This window comes from Enterobacter sp. 296B2, assembly GCF_034106185.1.
Taxonomy (GTDB): domain Bacteria; phylum Pseudomonadota; class Gammaproteobacteria; order Enterobacterales; family Enterobacteriaceae; genus Enterobacter; species Enterobacter cloacae_N.
Genome location: NZ_JAWNCA010000014.1, coordinates 23,711 through 47,743, shown reverse-complemented (window position 1 = coordinate 47,743; position 24,033 = coordinate 23,711). Strand labels below are relative to the sequence as shown.

Below are 24,033 nucleotides of genomic sequence, written 5' to 3'. Positions count from 1 at the left end.
GGAGGGAAGAGGGGACTGCTCGGTGCGGTTTTCTCCCTCGCCCCTTTGGGGAGAGGGCCGGGGTGAGGGGAATGTAATTAAACCCGGCTACCCCACAGGTCATACTCGTCGGCGTTTTCAACCTTCACGCGAATAATATCGCCCGGCTTAACGTTGGTTTCGCCATTCAGGTACACCGCGCCGTCGATTTCAGGGGCGTCCGCCATGCTGCGGCCAATCGCGCCTTCTTCGTCCACTTCGTCGATGATGACCATAATTTCGCGGCCCACTTTTTCCTGCAGACGCTCGGCAGAGATCTGCTGTTGCAGCTGCATGAAGCGGTTCCAGCGCTCTTCTTTCACCTCTTCCGGCACCTGGTCCGCCAGCTCGTTGGCGGTTGCGCCTTCTACCGGGCTGTATTTGAAGCAGCCGACGCGGTCAAGACGCGCTTCTTTCAGGAAGTCGAGCAGCATCTGGAAGTCTTCTTCGGTTTCACCCGGGAAGCCGACGATGAAGGTGGAGCGCAGGGTCAATTCCGGGCAGATCTCGCGCCACTGCTTGATGCGCGCCAGCTGGCGGTCAACCGAGCCAGGGCGCTTCATCAGCTTCAGGATACGCGGACTGGCGTGCTGCAGCGGGATATCCAGGTATGGCAGGATTTTGCCTTCCGCCATCAGCGGGATCACGTCGTCAACGTGCGGGTACGGGTAGACGTAGTGCAGACGCGTCCAGATACCCAGTTTAGACAGCTGCTCGCACAGGCCCACCATGCTGGTTTTCACCGGCTCGCCGTTGTGGAACCCGGAGCGGTGCTTAACGTCCACGCCGTACGCGGAGGTGTCCTGGGAAATCACCAGCAACTCCTTCACGCCCGCGTCGGCCAGGCGTTTAGCTTCCGCCAGCACTTCGCCAATCGGACGGCTCACCAGATCGCCACGCATGGACGGGATAATGCAGAAGGTGCAGCGATGGTTGCAGCCTTCAGAAATTTTTAAGTAAGCGTAGTGGCGCGGCGTCAGCTTCACGCCCTGTTCCGGCACCAGGCTCAGGAACGGGTTGTGCTTGGGTTTTGGCACGTAGTGATGAACATGTTGCAGCACCTGCTCGTAGCTGTGCGGGCCGGTGATCTCCAGCACCTTCGGGTGCACTTCGCGGATCTGGTCTTCTTTCGCACCCAGACAGCCGGTCACGATCACTTTGCCGTTTTCGGTCAGGGCTTCACCGATGGCTTCCAGTGACTCCTGCACCGCGCTGTCGATAAAGCCACAGGTGTTCACTATCACCATATCGGCGTTGTCGTAGCTTGGCACCACGTCATAGCCTTCGGTGCGCAGTTCGGTCAGGATGCGTTCGGAATCCACCAGGTTTTTCGGGCAGCCCAGGGAGACGAAGCCGATTTTCGGCTGGTGCGTAACATTGCTCATAGGTTAAAAATTCATCAATTATGGAGTTATCAGGGCGGGATTTTACAGCGTATCGCGTGGGATTTATACACTCTTTGCAAGCGGGATGGGCCGGGTAGAGGTTGTAACATTGTAAATAATGTTAATTGGTTAAGAATAATTGATCTCAGGCATTAAACTGTACAAAAAATGAACTTATTCTGAATGTGCAATATGGCTGACAGAGGAGGAAATAGCATGTCCGTTGACAGACTGAAACGCGATCTGCTTAACAAGCTGATCAACGCCCGAATCGACCTGGCCGCCTATCTGCAGCTCAGGAAGGCAAAGGGCTATATGTCAGTCAGCGAAAGCGAACATCTGCGTGATAACCTGTTTGAACTGTGTAATTTCATGCGTGAAAAAGCACCAACCCTGAAGGCGGAATACGATGAATGCGAGCTAATGGCGCTGCGCCGTGCCGCTGAGGTGCTCTCCATTGCAGGGGTATGTTTGATGAACGGACGCCACGACTGCCCGAATTTTATCGCTGTTAACGCGGAGAAGCTTGAAAACTGCCTGACAACGCTCTCTCTTTGCATCATGTGCCTGAATAAGCACGAGACGCTTTCACAGCACTGAGCCCGGGGGGAGACAACTCCCCCCATCTGATTAAGCTTTTGTAAAAGTGGTAACGCGCCCGGAGGTAATGGCTAATCTTTATGCCATATGCCGAAAAAGGAGCGCGTTATGCCTCGATCCTCGTTGATTTTCCTGCCTGCGTTATTCATTCCGTTTTCGCTTATTGCCGCGCCAGAGGCGGTGAAGGTTGAGGTGCTGCAAAACCGACTCGATCACCCGTGGTCGATGGCGTTCCTGCCGGGCAATAACGGTTTACTGGTCACCCTTAAGGGCGGGCAGCTCAAGCGCTGGCAGGCCGGGAAAGGGCTTTCCGATCCCATTGTCGGCGTGCCGAAGGTGTGGGCGAACGGCCAGGGAGGACTGCTGGACGTGGTGCTGGCGCCGGATTTTGAAAAGTCGCGTCGCGTCTGGCTGAGCTATGCCGAAGCCGGGCAGGACGGCAAGGCCGGAACGGCGGTGGGCTATGGCCGCCTGAGCGACGATTTTTCCCGCATCGAGGGATTTCAGGTGGTGTTCCGCCAGATGCCGAAACTCTCTACCGGAAACCATTTTGGCGGGCGACTGGTGTTCGACGGAAAAGGGTATCTCTTTATCGGACTCGGCGAGAACAACCAGCGCCCGACGGCGCAGGATCTGGACAAGCTGCAGGGTAAAGTGGTGCGCCTCACCGAAGACGGCAAAGTGCCGCCGGATAACCCGTTTGTGAATACCTCCGGCGCGCGGCCTGAAATCTGGTCTTATGGTATTCGCAACCCGCAGGGAATGGCGATGAACCCGTGGAGCGACACGCTGTGGCTGAACGAGCACGGCCCGCGCGGCGGGGATGAAATCAACATCCCGGAGAAGGGCAAAAATTACGGCTGGCCGTTGGCGACGCACGGCATCAACTACAGCGGGCTGAAAATCCCGGAGGCCAAAGGCGAGCACGTTGAGGGCGCGGAGAAGCCACTGTTTGTCTGGAAAGTGTCACCCGCCGTCAGCGGCATGGCGTTCTACAACAGCGACGTGTTCCCGCAGTGGAAAAACAAGCTGTTTATCGGCGCACTGAAGGAGAAGGACGTTATCGTGCTGAGCGTGGACGGCAACAGGGTCACGGAGGACGGTCGGATCCTGGGCGACCGGGAACAGCGCATTCGCGACGTGCGGGTCGGGCCGGACGGGTATCTGTATGTACTGACGGATGAAACGGACGGGCAGCTGTTGAAAGTCAGCCCGTCCGGAGCGTAATCAGGTGACCGGGATCATCACCACGTTACGGTATGCCGGGCGATCGCTCAGCTGTTTAAGCCAGCGCTCAAGGTGCGGGCGCGGGGTCCACTTCAGACCGAGGTTGGTCAGGTTCCAGACGAACGGCGCAACGGCAATATCACCCACGCCGAACGCCTCACCGGAGAACCAGGCGTGGTTCGCCAGTTCGTCATCCATCATGGCAAACAGGTTTTCGCAGGCATCCTGCGCGGCATGAATAGCAGGGTAGTCGCGCTCGGCTTCAGGGGTCCTCACCAGCCCCATCAGGATCACGCGGTGAACGGGGGAGAGCGTCTGGTTTGCCCAGTCCATCCATTTCTCACCCTGGGCGCGCTGCGCCGGGTTTTCAACCCACAGGCGGCCAAGACCGTACTGGGCGGCGAGGTAACGCACAATGGTGTTGGACTCCCAAAGCGTCGCGTCTGTTTCGTCATCGCGCAGCAGCGGCACCAGGCCGTTCGGGTTCATGGCCAGAAAGTCGGCCTCTTTGTTCACGCCAAACGCCATTCCAGCCATGATTTGATTAAACGGTAAATCCAGCTCTTCCAGCGTCCAGAGCACTTTCTTAACGTTGGTCGAATTGTTCCTGCCCCACAGCGTAATCATATTTTCTCCTGATGAGATGTGAATCCGGGTCGGCTTTTCGCCATGGTGAGATAAACCTAACAATTACGCAACAGAAGACAAAAAAATCGCCTGAATCAAAGCGTAAATGAATGTTATTGCATAAACTTTAATAACTTTACCCTCGTTGGGTTTCTTTAACCGTTTTAGTGCGCTATTACTCATCGCTTCTTGCGACACGGTGATGTGACGTAATTTTTGAATGGACACTCGGGTGGCATTTATGACGCGAAAAATGACTTCTCTGCGCAGCCTGGCGGCAGGCTCTGCGCTCCTTTTCCTGTTTGCACCAACGCTCTACGCGGCTGAACAGGCTGCGCCCGAAGCGCCGCCAGTGGACGCGCGCGCCTGGATACTGATGGATTATTCCAGCGGTAAAGTGCTGGCGGAAGGCAATGCCGATGAGAAACTCGATCCGGCGAGCCTGACCAAAATCATGACCAGCTATGTCGTCGGGCAGGCGTTAAAAGCGGGCAAGATCAAGCTGGACGATATGGTTACCATCGGGAAGGATGCCTGGGCGACCGGAAACCCGGCGCTGCGCGGCTCGTCGGTGATGTTCCTGAAGCCTGGCGATCAGGTCTCCGTCTCCGATCTGAATAAAGGGGTAATCATTCAGTCGGGAAATGATGCGTGCATCGCGCTGGCCGATTACGTTGCCGGCAGCCAGGATTCTTTCATTGGTTTAATGAATGGCTATGCGCAGAAGCTCGGCTTAACCAACACCACCTTCAAAACGGTTCACGGTCTGGATGCGCCGGGACAATTCAGTACCGCGCGCGACATGGCGCTGCTGGGGAAAGCGCTGATCCATGACGTGCCGGATGAATACGCCATCCACAAAGAGAAAGAGTTTACCTTCAACAAAATTCGCCAGCCGAACCGCAACCGTCTGCTGTGGAGCAGCAACGTCAACGTGGACGGAATGAAGACCGGCACTACGGCCGGTGCGGGCTATAACCTGGTGGCCTCCGCGACGCAGGGCGATATGCGTCTGATCTCGGTGGTGCTGGGCACCAAAACCGACCGCATCCGCTTTAATGAATCAGAAAAACTGCTGACCTGGGGCTTCCGCTTCTATGAAACCGTGACGCCGATTAAACCGGATGCCACGTTCGTCAGCCAGCGCGTCTGGTTTGGTGACAAGAGCGAGGTGAATCTGGGGGCAGGTGAGGCCGGTTCCGTGACCATTCCGCGCGGCCAGCTGAAAAACCTGAAGGCCAGCTATACCCTGACTGACCCGCAGCTCACCGCGCCGCTGAAAAAAGGCCAGGTGGTCGGGACAATTGATTTCCAGCTAAATGGCAAGTCGATTGAACAGCGTCCGCTGATTGTGATGGAAGCGGTAGAAGAGGGCGGCTTCTTCAGCCGGATGTGGGATTTCGTGTTGATGAAATTCCACGGATGGTTTGGCAGCTGGTTTAGTTAAACCTTGTGGGTTTTCTCCCTCTCCCTTTGGGAGAGGGCCGGGGTGGGGGCGTCAGGCCGCACCCCTCTTAATACATCAACTTCACCTGCTGCGCCTTTGCATGGGCCACGATCTCGTCGTCCGGGCGGCAATCGCTGACGATGGCGTCAAACTGCGCCAGCTCGCCCATTCTTGCCGAACGCACCTTGCCAAACTTACTGTGATCGACCACCAGCACATGGTACTGCGCGGCGCTTAACGCCCAGTGCTTCACCGGCAGCTCTTCCAGATTAAAGCAGGTTGCACCCTGGCGCACGTTCACGCCTGCGGCAGAATAAAACGCGATGTCCGGGCATAAATTGCTGAGCGTGTCCTGCAGGTTAAGCGGCTTGAAGATGGCGTTGCTGGCGTGAAACTCGCCGCCGCAGAGGATTACCCTGCACTCGGGTTTCTCCTGAAGCGCCAGAAAGGTGTTCAGGGAGTAGCACACGGCGGTAAAGGGAATGCTGCTGTCGATGGCTTCGATAATCCACGGCGTGGTCGTTCCGCAGTCAAAAAACAGCGTCTGGTGCGGCTGTACCAGCGTGGCCGCAAGGCGCGCGGCTTTGCGTTTCTCGTCCACCAGCCGCGTCTTCTGGTCGCTGATCAGATAATGGCTGGCGCTACGCGGCTCAAGTACAATATACCCGCCCAGCAGCACGATGGGCGCGCTTTCGCTGTTCAGATCCCGACGAATGGTCATCTCTGAGACGCCGAGGAGGTTGGCGGCTTCCTTAAGATGCAGCTTATCGCTGCGCTTCAGCGCCTGTAGCAGCTGAGCAATGCGGTCATCGCGACGTGTTTCCATAGTTCCTCGGGATAAAAAAAGTGAACCCCCGCAGGGCGGGGGGTCAAGTGTAACCTGTCAGGTTGGGGTTAGTCACGTATCCAGCCTTTGCGGATCGGGATAGCGAAAATGGCACGATAGAGTGAAGACAGCGTGCGGTAGAGCGCTTCACCGAAGAGGCTCCACAGGATAGCCGCGCTCACGCAGCCAATCAGCCCGACCAGGAAACCGCCCACCATATCGAGCGGCCAGTGAACGCCCAGGTAAACGCGAGACCAGGCGATTGCCAGGGCCGCCACCATCAGGACTGCACCAGACCACAGGCGATGCCAGAACAGGAAAGCCAGCGCGAAGGTGAAGATAACCGTACCGTGATCGCTCGGGAAGGAGTCATCCGGCGCGTGGTGCAGGAAGGTATAGCCGATGCGATCGACAAACGGACGATCGTGCGGGAACGCGTGGCCGAGAATATAGCTGACCAGTACGCTTACTCCGAGTGCCATTGCCACTTTAATCACCAGCTGGCGCTGCGCCTTGACCTGGCTGCGGGGCCCCCACAGCCAGAGAATGGCTGCCAGCGCAGGCACAATACTGATAAGGTCTTTCGCCAGAAAGGTGGCAAAATCGATCATCCACTCTGGCGAGGCCGGGGTGGCGTTGATCAGATAAAACAGCTGATAATTCAGATTCTCTAGCATAGCGTTATCACTCTTTTGCAAACCGGGTGGAAACCAGCCCGTAGACTGCCACCTGGGAAAACCAGACCCACCACCCGGCCCACAGGTTGTGAGAGAAAAAATGTGCCCCGCGCATGACCTGGCCGAAGCCCATCGCCAGACCGAGCAGTACGCCGAGGGCAACAAAACTCCAGGCGAGACGCGGACGCTCGCGCCAGAAGGCAAAAAACAGCCCCATCACCATAAAGCCGCTGGAGGAATGACCTCCTGGGAAACAGCGCCCCGGACCGCTGTCTGCCGGAACGGAACTGAACAGAGGGTAAGACACGGCCTTACCGCCATATTCCACCAGATCCCACGGACAGCTATGGTGGCTCATGCTTTTCAGCACGCCGACCACCAGCGCGCCAAGCCCCATCAGCAGCGCAGCGGTGACCAGCCTTGCATTACGTTTATAAGCGCCGTAAAACAGCGCCATGGCGCCTAAGGCGATCGCAATGTACTTCGCCAGACGATGGTTCAGCAGATCCAGCAGGTGGTCTTTCTGCAGCGGGAAAGTCTGTGTCGCCGCGTCATACCAAAAGCCGGTGATCCATCTGTCGAGTGCTTCATTGCGCGATAGCCAGGTAAACACCACGGCAAGGACTATCAGCACTAAAAGCTGATAACCATAAAAGCGGGGCGGTAAGCGGTAAAGTCGTTTTGTCTTATTTGTCTGTAAGTTAGACAATTCTGAACGGCTGGAAGTGAGTGCCATAATATGAGGTCGTTGACGAATAATCGGGCTATCATAAATCTGTCAACTTAAGGAAACCTTAAACGAAGACGATATGTGCTTTATTTCTGTTTATCCTCGATAAATTACTATCTCGGGCTGCGGCATTTCATTACACTCGTCGCGATTTTGTCATCATAAAGAGATTGCATGTTAAACCGTTCTACTTCTGGTTCACGTCTGGGTCGTCAGGCGTTGCTTTTCCCCCTGTGTCTGGTGCTCTACGAATTCTCTACCTATATCGGCAACGATATGATCCAGCCCGGTATGCTGGCCGTTGTGGAGCAGTACAACGCGGGAATTGAGTGGGTGCCGACCTCCATGACCGCCTACCTGGCCGGCGGCATGTTTTTACAGTGGCTGTTAGGCCCGCTGTCGGATCGTATTGGCCGCCGTCCGGTCATGCTGACGGGGGTGGTGTGGTTTATCGTCACCTGTCTTGCTACGCTGCTGGCGCAAAACATTGAGCAATTTACCCTGCTGCGCTTCCTGCAGGGGGTCAGCCTGTGCTTTATTGGCGCCGTGGGGTATGCCGCCATTCAGGAATCGTTTGAAGAGGCGGTGTGTATCAAAATTACCGCGCTGATGGCGAACGTGGCGCTGATCGCCCCCTTACTCGGGCCGCTGGTGGGGGCCGCATGGGTGCACGTTGCACCGTGGGAAGGGATGTTTGTGCTCTTTGCCGTTCTCGCCGCTATTGCGTTCTTCGGCCTGCACCGTGCGATGCCGGAAACGGCTACCCGTCTGGGCGAAAAACTCTCGCTGAAAGAGCTGGGCCGGGATTACAAAGCAGTGCTGAAAAATGGCCGCTTTGTGGCGGGGGCGCTGGCGACCGGATTCGTTAGCCTGCCGCTGCTGGCGTGGATCGCGCAGTCACCGGTTATAATCATCAGCGGTGAAAAACTCAGCAGTTATGAGTACGGCCTGCTGCAGGTGCCGATCTTTGGCGCGCTGATTATCGGTAACCTGGTGCTGGCCCGTCTGACGTCTCGCCGCACCGTGCGTTCCCTGATTATTATGGGCGGCTGGCCGATTGCGGCAGGTCTGATTCTTGCTGCGGTGGCGACCGTCGCGTCATCCCACGCCTACTTGTGGATGACGGCGGGGCTGAGTATTTATGCTTTCGGGATTGGCGTGGCGAACGCCGGCCTGGTGCGCCTGACGCTGTTTGCGAGCGAGATGAGTAAAGGCACGGTGTCCGCGGCGATGGGGATGCTGCAGATGCTGATTTTTACCGTCGGTATCGAAGTGAGCAAGCATGCCTACGCCCTGGGCGGCAACGGTCTGTTCAGCCTGTTTAACCTCGCCAACGGCGCGCTGTGGGTTGGACTGATGGTGGTGTTCCTGAAGGACAAACGCGTCGGAAACGCCCTGCAACCCTAATTATTATTCCCTCTACCCGTGGGCTGAGGGATCCCCAGTAATTTATAAGCAGAAGCAATAAGGTTGTTTCAGAACGAGTTAAAGCTTTCAGCGACGCCCTGGTCCGGCTGTAAATCGCCGAAGCGTTTCCGTAAGGCCGGGGCGAGGCGCACGGATGCGCCGAGAGGGCGTGGCCTGCAGGGATGCAGGCTCATGCCCGACCCGATAGCCTGAAGGAATAAGCTGAGGGTACCGCGAAGCGGCGATTTACCGCCGGGAGCCCGGGTCGCCAGGGCGGTGGCGATTGAGCCGCCCTGGCACGTTCACCGGTCATGTCCTTACAGAGTAGCAAGGAACATAAAGTGAACGGAATGACCACCGGAGCCGTATGTTTCCCCTCACCCTAACCCTCTCCCCAAAGGGGCGAGGGGATTACTCACTGCTCGCATTAATTTGTGGGGATCCCTCAGCCCTGTGGGAGAGGGTCAGAGTGAGGGCACCAGACCGCACGCGGTCAATTAAACGGCGCCTCCCCGTTCAACACCTTCTCAATCACGTCTAAAACGCCTTCATCGTTATTGTGCGGCGCTTCAAAACGCGCCGCCGCTTTAATATGCGGTCTGGCATTCGCCATCGCAAAGCTGAACCCGGACTGGCGCAGCATCTCCACGTCGTTGCCGCTGTCGCCGAAGGCAACCACTTCGCTATCGTCTATGCCCCAGCGCGTTTGCAGGATCCGCAGACCGTTGGCTTTATGCACGCCGGGGATAATCAGGTCAATGCTGCCGTGACCGGTGGTGACGGGCACCATAATGTCGCTCAGCTTTTCATGCAGCAGCGCCTGAATGCGCGGAATTTCATCATCGGAAACGTTGAGCCCGAACTTGAAGAAGATGTCGTTCAGGTTGTCGAAATCCTGCACCCTTTCGAGGCGGTGATAATATTTTGACGCGATATCAATGAAGGCATCGTCATAAGCCTTAAGGGTGTAGGCGCTGCCTTTCCCGCAGGCGATAATCTCAATGCCGGGAACATCGTTCAACACGGTGGCCACGGTGCTGAAATGCGCTTTTGTCAGCTCGCCGTTGAATACATCTTCCCCGGCATCGACCACCCAGCCGCCGTTTTCGGCGACGAACGCAATTTCATGCGCGATCTCCGGGAAAAAGGAGATCAGCTGGTAGTACTGGTTACCGCTGGCGACCACGAAGCGAATGCCTTGCGCCTTCATGCGCGCATACTGCGCCAGAAAGCGCGGGCGGTTATAGGTCTTGGCATCACTCAGGAATGTGCCATCCATGTCGACGGCGATCAGTTTAACGCTCATATCCCTTCTCCAGTGTCGTTTGATTCGTTTCCGGCTTTGCCACCGCGCGCGCCACCAGCGCCGCGATGATGACCAACCCTAATACCACCAGCATGGCGCTGCGCAGCCCGTAGTGCTCGCCGAGGAAGCCGAGCAGCGGTGGCCCGACCAGGAAGGCAAGATAGCCCGTGGTCGCCACCACGCTGACGCGGGTCGGGGCATCCGGGCCGGTATCGCTGGCGGCTGAAATGGTCAGCGGGAAGCCGAGCGACGCGCCCAGACCCCAGAGGATCACCGAGACCCCGGCAATCCAGTCCACGTCCACAAAGACGATCATCGCAATACCCAGGCCGCCCAGCAGGGCGCTGGCGCGCACCACCGCCACGCGGCTGTAGCGGTCGATAAACCAGCCGCCGGTGAAGCGCCCGACGGTCATCCCCAGCGTAAACCCGGCGTAAATCAGCGAACCGGAGGTCGGGCTAAAGCCGTGACCGTCCACCATCAGCAGCGGCAGCCAGTCGTTGGCGGAACCTTCCGCGAAGGCCATCGCCAGCACCACCACGCCGATGAGCATCAGCTGGAAATCGCGGTAGAAGGGCAGCCCTTTTTCCGCCGAATGCTGTTCTTCAGCGGAATTCTTGCCGGTGCCGTTCGGGATCGCCCGGATGCCGGTCAGGATCGGAATGATGCACACCAGCGCCGCCAGCAGAATATGCAGATTCGCGCTCACGCCGGTGGCCGTCAGCGCCATCCCCACACCCGCACCGGCGAGGGTGCCGAGGCTGTAAAAGCCGTGCATCATCGGCAGCACGGTTTTATTCATCTCGCGCTCGACCGCAGCCCCTTCAACGTTGATGGCAACCTCAGCCGAACCGAAGCTGCCGCCAAATACCGTCAGCCCCAGGGCAAACAGCACCGGCGAGGCAAACCACAGCGCCACGCTTAATATCACCATCCCGAACACCGCGAAGCACATGGTGGTGCGGATCACCGCCCGCGTACCGAAGCGCTTAACCAGCCAGGCAGAGCAGAGAATGCCGCTCATGGAGCCTATCGACAGGCCGAACAGGACGATGCCCATCTCAGCGGTAGAAACGGACAAAATATCGCGAATGGCGGGGGTGCGCGTGGCCCAGGAGGCCATCAGCAGGCCGGGAATGAAGAAGAACATAAACAGCGCCCACATGCGGAGCTGCAGGGCTTTACGGGGAGAGGTCAGCGTCATTGGGGAGCACCAGAAGTACAACGATAGCGACAACACTAGCAAGTTTGTGTACATTTGTACATAAACCACGTGAGGAATTTATGAGCAGACCACCGAACGATCCGCATCGCCGGGAGAAGATCCTGCAGGCCACGCTCGATACCATTGCCGAGCACGGGATTCACGCCGTCACGCACCGTAAAATCGCCACCTGCGCGGGCGTGCCGCTGGGGTCGATGACCTACTATTTCGACGGTATGGAGCCGCTGCTGGAGGAGGCCTTCACGTGGTTTACCCGACAGATGTCGCAGCAGTACCGGGATTTCTTCGCGGGCGTCACCGGGCCGGAAATGGCGTGCGAATCCATCACCACGCTGATCCACAGCTCGCAGGTGACCACGCCGCACAACATGGCGCTGATGTATCAGCTCTACGCCTTTATGCACCGCAGCGCGGCGCTCAAAACGGTGATGCAGGATTGGATGAAGATGAGCCAGACCACGCTGGAGCAGTGGTTCGACCCGGTTACCACCCGCGCGCTGGACGCGTTTATCGAAGGGATGACGCTGCACTATGTCACTGACCGGGCGCCGTTAACCCGCGAAGAGATCCGGGCGATGGTGGGGAGAATTGCGGGCGAGGGGAACCTTTAGGCATCACTCGCCCTGCCAGTTTTACCTGGGTTCGATTTTGTTCCCGCTGGCGTCCACGACGGCTTCGCCATCCTCTTTCGTAAACGCCCCTTTCTGCGCCTCCGGCAGAATGTCGAGCACGACTTCAGACGGGCGGCACAGGCGGGTGCCAAGCGGCGTCACCACGATTGGACGGTTAATCAGGATCGGGTATTGCAGCATAAAATCGATAAGCTGGTCGTCGGTGAAGGTATCTTCGGCAAGGCCGAGCTGTTCATACGGCTCCACGTTTTTACGCAGCAGATCCCGTACCGAAATGCCCATATCGGCAATCAGAGTGGTCAGCTTCTCGCGCGACGGCGGGGTTTCCAGATAGAGGATAATCTCCGGCTCCGCGCCGCTGTTGCGGATCATCTCCAGCGTATTGCGCGACGTGCCGCAGGCGGGGTTGTGATAAATGGTGATGTGGCTCATATCAGTGGCTCATTACAGTGTGAAGGAGAGACGTAGCGCCAGCGCGGCGAGCGTCACAAACAGGACCGGCAGCGTCATGATGATGCCCGTCCGGAAATAGTAGCCCCAGGTAATCGTCATGTTTTTCTGCGCCAGCACGTGGAGCCAGAGCAGGGTGGCGAGGCTACCGATAGGCGTGATTTTCGGCCCCAGATCGCAGCCAATCACGTTGGCGTAAATCATCGCTTCCTTGATCAATCCCGTCGCCGTACTGCCCTCAATGGAGAGCGCGCCAATCAGCACCGTGGGCATATTGTTCATTATGGATGACAGAAGCGCGGTGATGAACCCGGTCCCCAGCGTGGTGGCCCACAGTCCGTGTCCGGCCAGGCTATTCAGCACGCCTGTGAGAGAGTCCGTCAGCCCGGCATTGCGCAGGCCATACACCACCAGATACATCCCCAGCGAGAAGATAACAATTTGCCACGGTGCGCCGCGCAGCACTTTTCCGGTGTTTATCGCATGTCCGCGTTTTGCAACAGTAAACAAAATCAGCGCGCCGACGGTGGCGATGGCGCTGACCGGAATGCCGAGAGGTTCAAGCACAAAGAAGCCGACGAGCAGAAGCAGCAGCACGATCCAGCCCGTTCTGAACGTCGGGAGATCGTGAATGGCCCGCGCGGGCTCCTGAAGTTTCGCCAGGTCATATTTCGGGGGAATTTCCTTGCGGAAGAAGAGATGCAGCATCACCAGCGTTGCGGCAATCGCGGCGATATCTACCGGGATCATCACCGAGGCGTATTCGCTGAACCCCAGCTTAAAGAAGTCTGCCGACACGATGTTGACCAGGTTGGAGACAATCAGCGGCAGGCTGGCGGTATCGGCGATAAAACCTGCCGCCATCACAAACGCCAGCGTGGCCTGCTTGCTGAACCCCAGCGCCAGCAGCATGGCGATAACGATAGGCGTGAGGATCAGCGCCGCACCGTCATTGGCAAACAGCGCCGCCACGGCCGCACCCAGCAGTACGATATAAGTAAACAGCAATCGACCGCGACCGTTTCCCCAGCGGGCAACGTGCAGCGCCGCCCATTCGAAAAAGCCAGACTCATCCAGCAGCAGGCTGATGATGATGACGGCGATAAACGTTGCCGTGGCGTTCCAGACGATATTCCACACCACAGGTATATCGTTAATGTGGATCACGCCGCTTGCCAGCGCCAGCACAGCGCCAATGGTCGCGCTCCAGCCGATACTGAGCCCCTTTGGCTGCCAGATGACCAGCACCAGCGTAAACAGAAAAATAGCCCCTGCCAGAAACATCTTTTACTCCGTTATATCTGCTTTTATGAATGTATTGTTATCAGCACGAGCCCGGAAGCCGGTTTTTAAGCTTCATGCGCGTCTCTTCCCGCAGGCAGTTCCAGCTGTTGTCGATAACGGTTGCCGCCCATGCAGGCATGTTGGGAGAGAGACGGTAATGGACCCATTTGCCCTCGCGACGGTCGATAACCAGCCCGGACTCGCGCAGCAGGGCCATGTGGCGGGAGACTTTAGGCTGCGACTCGTTGGTCGCGGTGCAGAGATCGCAGACGCACAGTTCGCCGGCTTCACGGAGCAGCATGACGATGGCGAGCCGCGTTTCGTCGGAGAGGGTTTTGAAGAGCTGGAGGGGATGGAGCATGCGGATTCCTGCTAGCGGATTAACTCATATGTGTTTAATCATATATGTTTTGATGGTAAGAGAGAAGGTTAGATTAGAGGAAGGGGAATTTCAGGCAACAAAAAACCCATCAACCTTGAACCAAAACGGCGGGGTTGATGGGCTCCACAAATTGGGGACATCAAAGAAAAGCAGTGGCACTAGTTATGACTGCCCCCTGCAAAAAAAGTTCTGCGCGTAACAAAAATTTTTTCATTACGCGCAAACTTAGGAGTTATCCGAGTCCCGGCCAGATGATGATAATCAGCGTACCCGCCAGCGTCAGCAGCACGTTAGCGATAGCGTAGGTGCCTGCATACCCCAGCGCCGGGATGTTGCTGCGCGCGGTATCGCTGATGATTTCCATAGCAGGCGCACAGGTACGCGCCCCCATCATCGCCCCGAAGAGCAGGGCGCGGTTCATGCGCAGCACGTAGGCGCCGAACAGGAAGCAGATCACCACCGGCACCAGGCTGACGATAAGGCCGGAAACCAGCATCTGCCAGCCGACGGCGCCCAGGCTGTGGCCGATGCCGCTGCCCGCGCTTAAGCCGACGCCTGCCATAAACACCATCAGACCGAACTCTTTCACCATGTTCAGCGCGCCCTGCGGAATGTAGCCGAAGGTCGGATGGTTGGCTCGCAGGAAGCCCAGCATGATCCCGGCGAACAGCAGCCCGGCGGCGTTACCGATGCCGAAGCTGAAGTTGCTGAACTGGAAGGTGATCATCCCGATCATCAGGCCAACGATAAAGAAGGCGCAGAAGGCCAGCAGGTCGGTGACCTGGCTGTGAATGGAGATAAAACCGATGCGGTCGGCAACGGTTTTCACGCGACGCGCGTCGCCGCTGACCTGCAGAACGTCGCCTTTGTTGAGCACGACGTTATCGTCGATGGGCATCTCAATCTGGCTGCGGATCACGCGGTTGAGGAAGCAGCCGTGGTCGGTCAGCTTCAGCTGCGCCAGGCGGCGGCCCACGGCGTTATGGTTTTTCACCACGATCTCTTCGGTGACGATGCGCATATCGAGCAGGTCGCGGTCGAACACCTCTTTGCCGTTACGGAAGCTCGGGTCGAGACGAGCATGGGCGTCCGGGTAACCCACCAGCGCGATGTCGTCGCCCATCTGCAGCACCGCGTCGCCGTCCGGGTTCGCCAGAATGCCGTTGCGGCGGATACGTTCGATGTAGCAGCCCGTCTGGCGGTAAATCCCCAGCTCGCGAAGATTTTTGCCGTCAGCCCACGCCACCAGCTCCGGCCCGACGCGATAGGCGCGGATAACCGGAAGATAGACTTTACGTTTGGAATCGGTATCCAGGCCGCGCTCGCGGGCGATTTGCTGGGCGCTGGTCTGAAGATCCTGGTGCTGCAGTTTTGGCAGGTAGCGTGCGCCAACGATCAGGCTCACCAGACCAATCAGATAGGTCAGGGCGTAGCCGAGGCTCAGGTGGTCGAGGGCGGTAGAGAGCTGCGCGCCCGCCATGCCGGAATGGCGCAGGGTATCACCGGCACCCACGAGCACGGGGGTGGAGGTCATGGAGCCAGCCAGCATACCGGCCGTAAGCCCGATATCCCAGCCAAACAGTTTGCCCAGCCCTAACGCGATCAGCAGCGCGCTGCCGACCATCACCAGCGCCAGCATCAGATAATTTTTGCCGTCGCGGAAGAAAATTGAAAAAAAGTTAGGTCCCGCTTCTACGCCAACGCAAAAAATAAACAGCATAAAACCTAAGTTGAGCGCGTCCGTGTTAATGCTGAAGTGCTGCTGGCCTAATAATAAGGAGACGACTAAAACGCCAATGGAATTACCGAGTTGAACCGAACCCAGGCGCAATTTACCCAGGCAAAGACCCAGCGCCAGTACCACAAATAATAACAGGATGTAATTCCCATTTAACAAGTCTGCGACGTTTATATTCACGGAGGCTAACTTCTTGTTTACCAGTAAGTTGTTGAATGAAAGGACTTTTTGGGCTACTGTTTTCTGGGCCAGGGAAAGGCGTTAACGCTCCCTGTTTCCTGCTTTATTCCCTAAAACATTAGCTGGCGTGTAGTTTAATCGCATTAGCTACTGACAGCTACTGATTATCGCATCACCCTGTGCGTACTTTGGCATGGATTGCCGCACTGCTTTATCTGACTGGGCGTCTACCCGACGAATGTGTATTTGATAGAGATAAGTCAGGAGGATAGTTTGAATATGAAACGAAACTGGGCGGGGGTGATCAGCTGTTTTTTGCTGTTCACGGTCGTGTGCATGTCGCTCGCATTTAATGTGAAGGGCGCGTTCAGGGCGTCCGGGCATCCTGAGCTGGGGTTGCTCTTCTTCACGCTGCCGGGGGCTGCCGCCAGTTTTCTCTCCCGCAAAGGGGAGGTGGTGAAACCGCTTCTCGGTGCCATACTCGCAGCGCCGCTGTGTCTGCTGATGATGCGCCTGCTGTATATTTCAACGCGGAGTTTCTGGCAGGAGCTGGCGTGGCTGCTGAGCGCGGTGTTCTGGTGCGCTCTTGGCGCGCTCTGCTACCTGTTTGTGCGCAGTCTGGTTCAGCACCGACGGCACCACAAATAAAAACGCCCTCACGGTGAGGGCGCCTTTTCATTACTGAGCGGCAAACAGGCCCAGATGTTCTTTGGCGTAGGCTTCAAAGTCGGTGCAACCGCCGATGTGTTTCTGATCGAGGAAGATCTGCGGTACGGTTTCAACCGGCTTACCGACGGTTTTTTCCAGATCGGCTTTGGTGATGCCTTCCGCGTGGATGTCCACATAGCGGAAGTTGAAGTCATCGCGCTCTTCGGTCAGTTTCTCAGCCAGCTCTTTCGCGCGAACACAGTAAGGGCACCCTGGACGACCAAAAATTACTGCAAACATTTCTCTCTCCTCAAAAAACAAGCCTGACGGCGAATAACACGTATAGTGCCCGATAACCTGTCGTCATTAAAGAAGGTTTCGCCTGTCGTTATAATATCTATGAGCTATGTTTCGCCAATTACATCGCGCATATCATTGCCTATACTGGCTGCCATACGTATTAAGCACGACAAAGAGAGACAAGATGACGCCAACCATAGACCTGCTCCTTTCCCACCGTTCCATTCGCCACTTCACCGATGAGCCGATTACCGAGGCGCAGCGCGAAGCGATTATTAACAGCGCAAGAGCGACCTCCAGCTCCAGCTTCCTGCAGTGCAGCTCGATTATCCGCATTACCGACCCGGCCATGCGTGAACAGCTTGTCACGCTGACCGGCGGGCAGAAGCATGTGGCCCAGGCGGCAGAGTTCTGGGTGTTCTGCGCCGACTTTAACCGCCACCTGCAGATCTGCCCTGAGGCCGAGCTGGGGCTGGCCGAACAGCTGCTGCTGGGCGTGGTGGATACCGCGCTGATGGCGCAAAACGCCTTTACGGCGGCGGAGTCGCTGGGATTAGGCGGTGTTTATATTGGCGGGCTGCGTAACAACATTCAAAGCGTGACCGATCTGCTGAAGCTGCCAAAACACGTGCTGCCGCTGTTTGGCCTGTGCCTCGGCTGGCCGGCGGATAACCCGGATCTGAAGCCGCGCATTCCTGCCGCGATGCTGGTGCACGAGAACCACTACCAGCCGGTCGATCAGAACGTCCTGAATCAATATGATGAAGAGCTGGCCAACTACTACATGACGCGCGGCAGCAATAACCGTCGCGACACCTGGACTGACCATATTCGTCGCACCATCATCAAAGAAAACCGCCCGTTTATTCTTGATTACCTCCACAAACAGGGGTGGGCGACGCGATAGTCCATTCCTCCTGCGCCTGCCTGCGTATATGATATGCAGGCTTTTTCCATGTCTTCAGAGAGGTGCAGGGTGAAAATTGCCATATTGTCCCGGGATGGAACGCTCTATTCATGTAAGCGCCTGCGAGAAGCGGCGGCGAAACGCGGGCATCAGGTTGAGATCCTCGACCCGATGTCCTGCTATATGAACATCGACCCGGCCGCCTCGTCGATTCACTACAAAGGCCGCAAGCTGCCGCATTTTGATGCGGTGATCCCGCGCATCGGCTCCCAGATCACCTATTACGGCACCGCCGCGCTGCGCCAGTTCGAGATGCTGGGCAGCTATCCGCTCAACGAGTCCGTCGCCATTTCCCGCGCCCGCGACAAGCTGCGCTCGTTGCAGCTGCTCGCCCGTCAGGGTATCGATCTTCCCGTCACCGGGATTGCCCATTCCCCGGACGACACCAGCGATCTTATCGATATGGTGGGCGGCGCGCCTTTAGTGATCAAGCTGGTGGAAGGCACGCAGGGCATTGGCGTGGTGCTGGCGGAGACCCGTCAGGCAGCGGAGAGCGTGATTGACGCCTTTCGCGGTCTGAATGCGCATATTCTGGTGCAGGAGTACATCGAAGAGGCGAAAGGGCGCGATATTCGCTGCTTTGTGGTAGGTAACGAGGTCGTGGCGGCTATCGAGCGTCAGGCCAAAGAGGGCGATTTCCGCTCTAACCTCCACCGCGGCGGCGTGGCGCGGGTGGCTGATATCAGCGACCGCGAGCGGGAAATTGCCGTCAAAGCGGCGCAAACCCTCGGGCTGGACGTGGCAGGTGTGGACCTTCTGCGGGCGACGCGCGGGCCGCTGGTCATGGAGGTGAATGCCTCGCCGGGGCTGGAGGGCGTGGAAAAAACCACAGGGGTCGATATTGCAGGTAAAATGATCGCATGGATCGAACGTCATGCGACGCCGGGCTACTGTCTTAAAACGGGCGGTTAAATGGATTACCGCGCGCTTTTTGAGTACCCTATGCGAAGTTTTTATTAAAGAGGCTGCACAGCGATGGATTTACAGGTCGTTCCTACACTGGATACGTTACGTCAATGGCTTGATGATGCCGGGATCACGTTCTTTGAATGCGATTCCTGCCAGGCGCTGCATCTGCCTCACATGCAGAATTTCGATGGCATTTTCGATGCCAAAATCGATCTGATTAACGACGTGATCCTATTTTCCGCGCTGGCCGAAGTGAAGCCGTCCGCGCTGCTGGCGCTGGCCTCCGATCTCTCGGCGATCAACGCCAGTTCTTTGACGGTGAAAGCATTTCTCGATATACAGGATGATAATCTGCCGAAACTGGTGGTTTGCCAGTCTTTATTCTCCGGTGCCGGGCTGTCGTTCAAGCAGTTCGCCTGGTTTATGCGCTTGAGTGAAGAGCAAATTTCCATGGTAATGATGGAAGCCAATGCACACCATCTGCTGTATAGCGCGGAAGATGATGCAGAGAATAATGATGCATCTCCCAATTTTCTTCACTAAGCCTGTCTGACTTTTGCGCAGTCGCTGCCAGAGCGGCTGCATAAGGCCATTTTTTCTGCTGCTTTTAACCTTTCTTTAAAGAATATTTCACCTCCTCAAAGGCCGTTTCGGCTTATCACGTAGACTTAACCTGCATAAAAAATTGATAAAAGGCGTTTTTTCGTCTGGGCTATAGCCGGAGACACGGGCTACAGTTATTCTTGCGATGCTTAAAAAAGCGAGCGGAAGCTGCCGGGTAAAGAGGTTTCTTTTTATTTTGAGCAGAGCGACAAACTATGCATGATTTTTGCATATATCCAGATTGCACAGTTTTAGTTCGTTTGTTAACGAGCTTTCAGAAGGAATAACACTATGATCGCCTTGAATAAAAAATGGTTATCGGGTCTGGTTGCGGGTGCTCTGATGGCCGTCTCTGCCGGCACGCTCGCTGCGGAACAAAAAACGCTGCACGTTTACAATTGGTCTGACTATATTGCGCCGGACACGGTGGCAAATTTTGAAAAAGAGACCGGCATTAAGGTGGTTTACGACGTTTTCGATTCCAACGAAGTGCTGGAAGGAAAGCTGATGGCGGGCAGCACCGGGTTTGACCTGGTCGTGCCTTCCGCGAGCTTCCTGGAGCGTCAGCTGACGGCGGGCGTGTTCCAGCCGCTGGATAAAAGCAAATTATCGAACTGGAAAAATCTCGATCCGGAAGTGCTAAAGCTGGTCGCCAAGCATGACCCGGATAACAAATACGCCATGCCTTACCTGTGGGCGACCACCGGTATCGGCTACAACGTGGATAAAGTCAAAGCCGCGCTGGGCCCGGACGTCAAGCTGGACAGCTGGGACGTGGTGCTGAAGCCGGAAAACCTCGAGAAGCTGAAAAGCTGCGGCGTCTCCTTCCTCGATGCGCCGGAAGAGATTTTTGCCACCGTGCTGAACTACCTGGGCAAAGATCCGAACAGCAACAAGGCGGATGACTACACCGGCCCGGCGACCGATCTGCTGCTGAAGCTGCGTCCAAACATTCGTTACTTCCACTCGTCTCAGTACATCAACGACCTGGCGAACGGCGACATCTGCGTGGCGATCGGCTGGGCAGGGGACGTGTGGCAGGCGGCTAACCGCGCGAAAGAGGCGAAAAACGGCGTGAACGTCTCTTACTTCATTCCGAAAGAGGGTGCCCTGGCCTTCTTCGACGTCTTCGCGATGCCGGCTGATGCGAAAAACAAAGACGAAGCGTATCAGTTCCTTAACTACCTGATGCGTCCTGAGGTAATCGCCCACATCAGCGACCACGTGTACTACGCGAACGGTAACAAGGCCTCCGTGCCGCTGGTGAGCGAAGCGATCCGCAGTAACCCGGCAATCTATCCGCCGGCGGACGTGTTCGCCAAGCTGTTTACCCTGAAGGTTCAGGATCCAAAAATTGACCGCGTCCGTACCCGTGCGTGGACTAAGGTGAAAAGCGGTAAATAATTTACCGTGAGTCGTAGGCCGGGCAAGCGCACCGCCCCCGGCAACGGGCGCACCGTTCTGGTGCGCCTGCACCATGATTTGATTTATGCCGGAGAGCACCCCGTGAATGACGCGATCCCCCGCCCGCAGGCGAAAGTCCGTAAAGCGCTGACCCCGCTTCTTGAAATTCGTAACCTCACCAAATCTTTTGATGGCCAGCATGCCGTGGACGACGTCAGCCTGACTATCTATAAAGGCGAAATATTCGCGCTACTGGGCGCCTCGGGCTGCGGTAAATCGACCCTGCTGCGTATGCTGGCCGGTTTTGAACAGCCCACCGCCGGGCAAATTATGCTCGATGGCGTGGATCTCTCCAGCGTGCCGCCGTACCAGCGCCCGATTAACATGATGTTCCAGTCCTACGCGCTGTTTCCGCACATGACGGTGGAGCAAAACATCGCCTTTGGCCTGAAGCAGGACAAGCTGCCGAAAGCCGAAATCACCGCGCGCGTGGCAGAAATGCTAAGCCTCGTTCACATGCAGGAGTTCGCGAAGCGTAAGCCGCACCAGCTTTCCGACGGCCAGCGTCAGCGCGTGGCCCTGGCGAGAAGCCTGGCGAAACGCCCGAAGCTGCTGCTGCTCGACGAGCCGATGGGGGCCCTGGACAAAAAGCTGCGCGACCGCATGCAGCTGGAAGTGGTGGATATCCTCGAGCGCGTGGGCGTGACCTGCGTGATGGTCACCCATGACCAGGAAGAGGCCATGACCATGGCCGGACGCATTGCGATTATGAACCGCGGTAAGTTCGTGCAGATTGGCGAGCCGGAAGAGATTTACGAGCATCCGACCACCCGCTACAGCGCGGAGTTCATCGGCTCGGTCAACGTCTTCGAAGGGCTGCTGAAGGATCGTCAGGAGGATGGTCTGGTCATCGAATCGCCGGGGCTGCAGCATCCGCTTAAGGTCGATCCTGACAGCTCGGTAGTGGACAACGTGCCGGTCTACGTGGCGCTGCGCCCGGAGAAGATCATGCTCTGTGACGATCCGCCTGCCGACGGTTACAACTTTGCCGTCGGCGAAGTGGTGCACATTGCCTATCTGGGCGATCTGTCCATCTACCACGTGCGCCTGAAAAGCGGACAGATGCTCAGCGCCCAGCTGCAGAACGAACATCGCTACCGGAAGGGCCAGCCGACCTGGGGCGACGAAGTGCGCCTGTGCTGGGACGCGGACAGCTGCGTTGTGCTGACGGTATAAGGAGCGATCATGAGCACACTTGAACCTCCAGCCCGTGCAGCCAAACCGGGCGGCTTTGCCCGCTGGCTGACGCGCCTTAAGATGAACCACGGCCGCAAGCTGGTGATCGCCATGCCGTACGTGTGGCTGATCCTGCTGTTCCTGCTGCCGTTCCTGATCGTGTTTAAGATCAGCCTGGCTGAGATGGCCCGGGCGATCCCGCCGTATACCGATCTGTGGGAGTGGGCTGACGGACAGCTGACGCTGACCTTGAACCTGGGTAACTTCCTGCAGCTCACCGAGGATCCGCTCTATTTCGAAGCGTATCTGCAGTCGCTGCAGGTGGCGGCGATCTCGACGCTCTGCTGTCTGGTGATGGGCTACCCGCTGGCGTGGGCGGTGGCGCACAGCAAGCCATCGACGCGCAATATCCTGCTGCTGCTGGTGATCCTGCCGTCGTGGACCTCGTTCCTGATCCGCGTTTACGCGTGGATGGGGATCCTGAAAAACAACGGCGTGCTGAATAACTTCCTGATGTGGCTCGGGGTTATCGATCAGCCGCTGACGATCCTGCACACTAACCTTGCGGTCTATATCGGCATTGTGTACGCCTATCTGCCGTTTATGGTGCTGCCAATCTATACGGCCCTGACGCGGATTGATTACTCGCTGGTGGAAGCGTCGCTTGACCTCGGCGCGCGTCCGCTGAAGACTTTCTTCAGCGTAATCGTCCCGCTGACCAAGGGCGGCATTATCGCCGGGTCGATGCTGGTCTTTATTCCGGCGGTCGGGGAGTTTGTGATCCCGGAACTGCTCGGTGGGCCGGACAGCATCATGATTGGCCGCGTCCTGTGGCAGGAATTCTTCAATAACCGCGACTGGCCGGTGGCATCGGCGGTGGCGATTATCATGCTTCTGCTGCTGATCGTCCCGATCATGTGGTTCCACAAGCATCAGCAGAAACAGATGGGAGATCGCGGATGAACAACCTACCGGTAGTACGCTCCCCGTGGCGAATTCTGATCCTCATTATCGGCTTTACCTTCCTGTATGCGCCGATGCTGATGCTGGTGATCTACTCGTTCAACAGCTCTAAGCTGGTGACGGTCTGGGCGGGCTGGTCGACGCGCTGGTACAGCGAGCTGTTCCACGACGACGCGATGATGAGCGCGGTGGGGCTGAGCCTGACCATTGCTGCCCTGGCGGCCACGATGGCCTGCGTTCTGGGCACCATCGCCGCGCTGGTGATGGTGCGCTTCGGGCGTTTTCGCGGGTCGAACGGGTTTGCCTTTATGATCACCGCCCCGCTGGTGATGCCGGACGTGATAACCGGCCTGTCGCTGCTGCTGTTGTTCGTGGCGCTGGCGCACGCCATCGGCTGGCCGGCGGATCGCGGTATGCTCACCATCTGGCTGGCGCACGTGACTTTCTGTACCGCGTATGTCGCGGTGGTGATCTCTTCGCGCCTGCGCGAGCTGGATCGCTCCATCGAAGAGGCGGCGATGGATCTCGGCGCCACGCCGCTGAAGGTCTTCTTCATCATCACGCTGCCGATGATCATGCCGGCGGTGATCTCCGGCTGGCTGCTGGCATTCACGCTGTCGCTGGACGATCTGGTTATCGCCAGCTTTGTCTCCGGCCCGGGCGCGACGACGCTGCCGATGCTGGTCTTCTCCAGCGTGCGCATGGGAGTCAACCCGGAGATCAACGCCCTGGCCTCTATCATCCTCGGCGTGGTCGGAATTGTCGGATTTATCGCCTGGTATTTGATGGCGCGCGCGGAAAAACAGCGTGTGCGCGATATCCAGCGTGCAAGACGCGGCTGAAGCATTTAAAATTTCCAGTG

25 protein-coding genes are annotated in these 24,033 nt (G+C 57.3%); 13 read left to right on the top strand and 12 right to left on the bottom strand.

The features are described from left to right. Nucleotides 1–77: 77 nt before the first annotated feature. Nucleotides 78–1,403, bottom strand: a complete 1,326-nt coding sequence (gene rimO, locus URZ40_RS12400) for a 30S ribosomal protein S12 methylthiotransferase RimO (protein WP_032639113.1) — start codon at nucleotides 1,401–1,403, stop codon at nucleotides 78–80. A 216-nt stretch (nucleotides 1,404–1,619) separates the two neighbouring features. On the opposite strand from rimO, the gene bssR reads away from it, so the two are divergent. Continuing rightward, nucleotides 1,620–2,003, top strand: coding sequence for a biofilm formation regulator BssR (bssR, locus tag URZ40_RS12395; RefSeq protein ID WP_116343416.1), 384 nt, complete (start codon nucleotides 1,620–1,622; stop codon nucleotides 2,001–2,003). A gap of 108 nt (nucleotides 2,004–2,111) precedes the next feature. Beyond that, nucleotides 2,112–3,230, top strand: coding sequence for a PQQ-dependent sugar dehydrogenase (locus URZ40_RS12390; protein WP_163330805.1), 1,119 nt, complete (start codon nucleotides 2,112–2,114; stop codon nucleotides 3,228–3,230). Here the strand turns inward: URZ40_RS12390 and URZ40_RS12385 are convergent, their stop codons facing one another. After that, nucleotides 3,231–3,857, bottom strand: a complete 627-nt coding sequence (locus URZ40_RS12385) for a glutathione S-transferase family protein (RefSeq protein WP_316380003.1) — start codon at nucleotides 3,855–3,857, stop codon at nucleotides 3,231–3,233. Between the two features lie 241 nt (nucleotides 3,858–4,098). On the opposite strand from URZ40_RS12385, the gene dacC reads away from it, so the two are divergent. Next, a complete protein-coding gene (gene dacC / locus URZ40_RS12380) occupies nucleotides 4,099–5,304 on the top strand; it encodes a serine-type D-Ala-D-Ala carboxypeptidase (RefSeq protein ID WP_116343419.1) in 1,206 nt (401 codons plus the stop codon). A 67-nt stretch (nucleotides 5,305–5,371) separates the two neighbouring features. On the opposite strand, the gene deoR is transcribed toward dacC, so the two are convergent. The 3 genes from deoR to URZ40_RS12365 all read right to left on the bottom strand — a co-directional run bounded on the left by deoR (nucleotide 5,372) and on the right by URZ40_RS12365 (nucleotide 7,543). Then, nucleotides 5,372–6,130: a DNA-binding transcriptional repressor DeoR gene (gene deoR, locus URZ40_RS12375; protein WP_163330807.1), complete on the bottom strand. Its 759-nt coding sequence runs from the start codon at nucleotides 6,128–6,130 to the stop codon at nucleotides 5,372–5,374. 68 nt (nucleotides 6,131–6,198) lie between these two features. Then, nucleotides 6,199–6,807 carry an undecaprenyl-diphosphate phosphatase gene (gene ybjG, locus URZ40_RS12370; RefSeq protein ID WP_166710568.1) on the bottom strand — a complete coding sequence of 203 codons (609 nt, stop codon included), beginning with the start codon at nucleotides 6,805–6,807 and terminating at the stop codon, nucleotides 6,199–6,201. A 7-nt stretch (nucleotides 6,808–6,814) separates the two neighbouring features. After that, nucleotides 6,815–7,543, bottom strand: a complete 729-nt coding sequence (locus URZ40_RS12365) for a phosphatase PAP2 family protein (protein WP_233002241.1) — start codon at nucleotides 7,541–7,543, stop codon at nucleotides 6,815–6,817. A 168-nt stretch (nucleotides 7,544–7,711) separates the two neighbouring features. Here URZ40_RS12365 and URZ40_RS12360 point away from each other — a divergent pair, with 168 nt between their 5' ends. Then, complete coding sequence (locus URZ40_RS12360; RefSeq protein ID WP_116343423.1) at nucleotides 7,712–8,944, top strand: MFS transporter; 1,233 nt, start codon at nucleotides 7,712–7,714, stop codon at nucleotides 8,942–8,944. A 493-nt stretch (nucleotides 8,945–9,437) separates the two neighbouring features. On the opposite strand, the gene URZ40_RS12355 is transcribed toward URZ40_RS12360, so the two are convergent. Continuing rightward, complete coding sequence (locus URZ40_RS12355; RefSeq protein ID WP_320720615.1) at nucleotides 9,438–10,250, bottom strand: Cof-type HAD-IIB family hydrolase; 813 nt, start codon at nucleotides 10,248–10,250, stop codon at nucleotides 9,438–9,440. Continuing rightward, nucleotides 10,240–11,454 carry an MFS transporter gene (locus URZ40_RS12350; RefSeq protein WP_116341074.1) on the bottom strand — a complete coding sequence of 405 codons (1,215 nt, stop codon included), beginning with the start codon at nucleotides 11,452–11,454 and terminating at the stop codon, nucleotides 10,240–10,242. The genes URZ40_RS12355 and URZ40_RS12350 overlap by 11 nt, the downstream gene beginning before the upstream one ends. Nucleotides 11,455–11,534: 80 nt before the next feature. Here URZ40_RS12350 and URZ40_RS12345 point away from each other — a divergent pair, with 80 nt between their 5' ends. Beyond that, nucleotides 11,535–12,086: a TetR/AcrR family transcriptional regulator gene (locus URZ40_RS12345; RefSeq protein WP_126786583.1), complete on the top strand. Its 552-nt coding sequence runs from the start codon at nucleotides 11,535–11,537 to the stop codon at nucleotides 12,084–12,086. Between the two features lie 21 nt (nucleotides 12,087–12,107). Here the strand turns inward: URZ40_RS12345 and arsC are convergent, their stop codons facing one another. The 4 genes from arsC to URZ40_RS12325 all read right to left on the bottom strand — a co-directional run bounded on the left by arsC (nucleotide 12,108) and on the right by URZ40_RS12325 (nucleotide 16,141). Next, entirely contained in the window at nucleotides 12,108–12,539 is a 432-nt protein-coding gene (gene arsC / locus URZ40_RS12340; RefSeq protein WP_116341070.1) for a glutaredoxin-dependent arsenate reductase, read from the bottom strand. A gap of 12 nt (nucleotides 12,540–12,551) precedes the next feature. Continuing rightward, nucleotides 12,552–13,841 carry an arsenic transporter gene (locus URZ40_RS12335; RefSeq protein ID WP_320720614.1) on the bottom strand — a complete coding sequence of 430 codons (1,290 nt, stop codon included), beginning with the start codon at nucleotides 13,839–13,841 and terminating at the stop codon, nucleotides 12,552–12,554. Nucleotides 13,842–13,881: 40 nt separating this feature from the next. Then, nucleotides 13,882–14,202 (bottom strand): metalloregulator ArsR/SmtB family transcription factor, encoded by a 321-nt coding sequence (locus URZ40_RS12330; RefSeq protein WP_320720613.1) that lies wholly within the window; start codon nucleotides 14,200–14,202, stop codon nucleotides 13,882–13,884. 253 nt (nucleotides 14,203–14,455) lie between these two features. Then, nucleotides 14,456–16,141: an aspartate:alanine antiporter gene (locus URZ40_RS12325; protein ID WP_014169303.1), complete on the bottom strand. Its 1,686-nt coding sequence runs from the start codon at nucleotides 16,139–16,141 to the stop codon at nucleotides 14,456–14,458. Nucleotides 16,142–16,420: 279 nt separating this feature from the next. Between URZ40_RS12325 and URZ40_RS12320 the strand changes: the two genes are divergently transcribed. Next, the gene (locus URZ40_RS12320; protein ID WP_116341062.1) at nucleotides 16,421–16,789 is read left to right on the top strand and encodes an inner membrane protein YbjM; all 369 of its coding nucleotides are present in this window, start codon (nucleotides 16,421–16,423) and stop codon (nucleotides 16,787–16,789) included. Between the two features lie 30 nt (nucleotides 16,790–16,819). Here the strand turns inward: URZ40_RS12320 and URZ40_RS12315 are convergent, their stop codons facing one another. Next, nucleotides 16,820–17,089, bottom strand: a complete 270-nt coding sequence (locus URZ40_RS12315; protein WP_006809455.1) for a GrxA family glutaredoxin — start codon at nucleotides 17,087–17,089, stop codon at nucleotides 16,820–16,822. Nucleotides 17,090–17,273: 184 nt separating this feature from the next. Between URZ40_RS12315 and nfsA the strand changes: the two genes are divergently transcribed. The 7 genes from nfsA to potI all read left to right on the top strand — a co-directional run bounded on the left by nfsA (nucleotide 17,274) and on the right by potI (nucleotide 24,013). Then, on the top strand, nucleotides 17,274–17,996 hold the full coding sequence (gene nfsA, locus URZ40_RS12310; RefSeq protein ID WP_116341060.1) for a nitroreductase NfsA: 723 nt from the start codon (nucleotides 17,274–17,276) through the stop codon (nucleotides 17,994–17,996). Between the two features lie 69 nt (nucleotides 17,997–18,065). Next, the gene (gene rimK / locus URZ40_RS12305) at nucleotides 18,066–18,968 is read left to right on the top strand and encodes a 30S ribosomal protein S6--L-glutamate ligase (protein ID WP_029739445.1); all 903 of its coding nucleotides are present in this window, start codon (nucleotides 18,066–18,068) and stop codon (nucleotides 18,966–18,968) included. Between the two features lie 63 nt (nucleotides 18,969–19,031). Then, nucleotides 19,032–19,508: a YbjN domain-containing protein gene (locus URZ40_RS12300; protein ID WP_003858385.1), complete on the top strand. Its 477-nt coding sequence runs from the start codon at nucleotides 19,032–19,034 to the stop codon at nucleotides 19,506–19,508. A gap of 351 nt (nucleotides 19,509–19,859) precedes the next feature. Then, entirely contained in the window at nucleotides 19,860–20,972 is a 1,113-nt protein-coding gene (gene potF, locus URZ40_RS12295) for a spermidine/putrescine ABC transporter substrate-binding protein PotF (protein ID WP_041910676.1), read from the top strand. A 102-nt stretch (nucleotides 20,973–21,074) separates the two neighbouring features. Continuing rightward, on the top strand, nucleotides 21,075–22,208 hold the full coding sequence (potG, locus tag URZ40_RS12290) for a putrescine ABC transporter ATP-binding subunit PotG (RefSeq protein ID WP_320720634.1): 1,134 nt from the start codon (nucleotides 21,075–21,077) through the stop codon (nucleotides 22,206–22,208). A 9-nt stretch (nucleotides 22,209–22,217) separates the two neighbouring features. After that, on the top strand, nucleotides 22,218–23,171 hold the full coding sequence (gene potH, locus URZ40_RS12285) for a putrescine ABC transporter permease PotH (RefSeq protein WP_320720612.1): 954 nt from the start codon (nucleotides 22,218–22,220) through the stop codon (nucleotides 23,169–23,171). Continuing rightward, nucleotides 23,168–24,013, top strand: a complete 846-nt coding sequence (gene potI, locus URZ40_RS12280; RefSeq protein WP_061098748.1) for a putrescine ABC transporter permease PotI — start codon at nucleotides 23,168–23,170, stop codon at nucleotides 24,011–24,013. The genes potH and potI overlap by 4 nt, the downstream gene beginning before the upstream one ends. Nucleotides 24,014–24,033 lie beyond the last annotated feature (20 nt).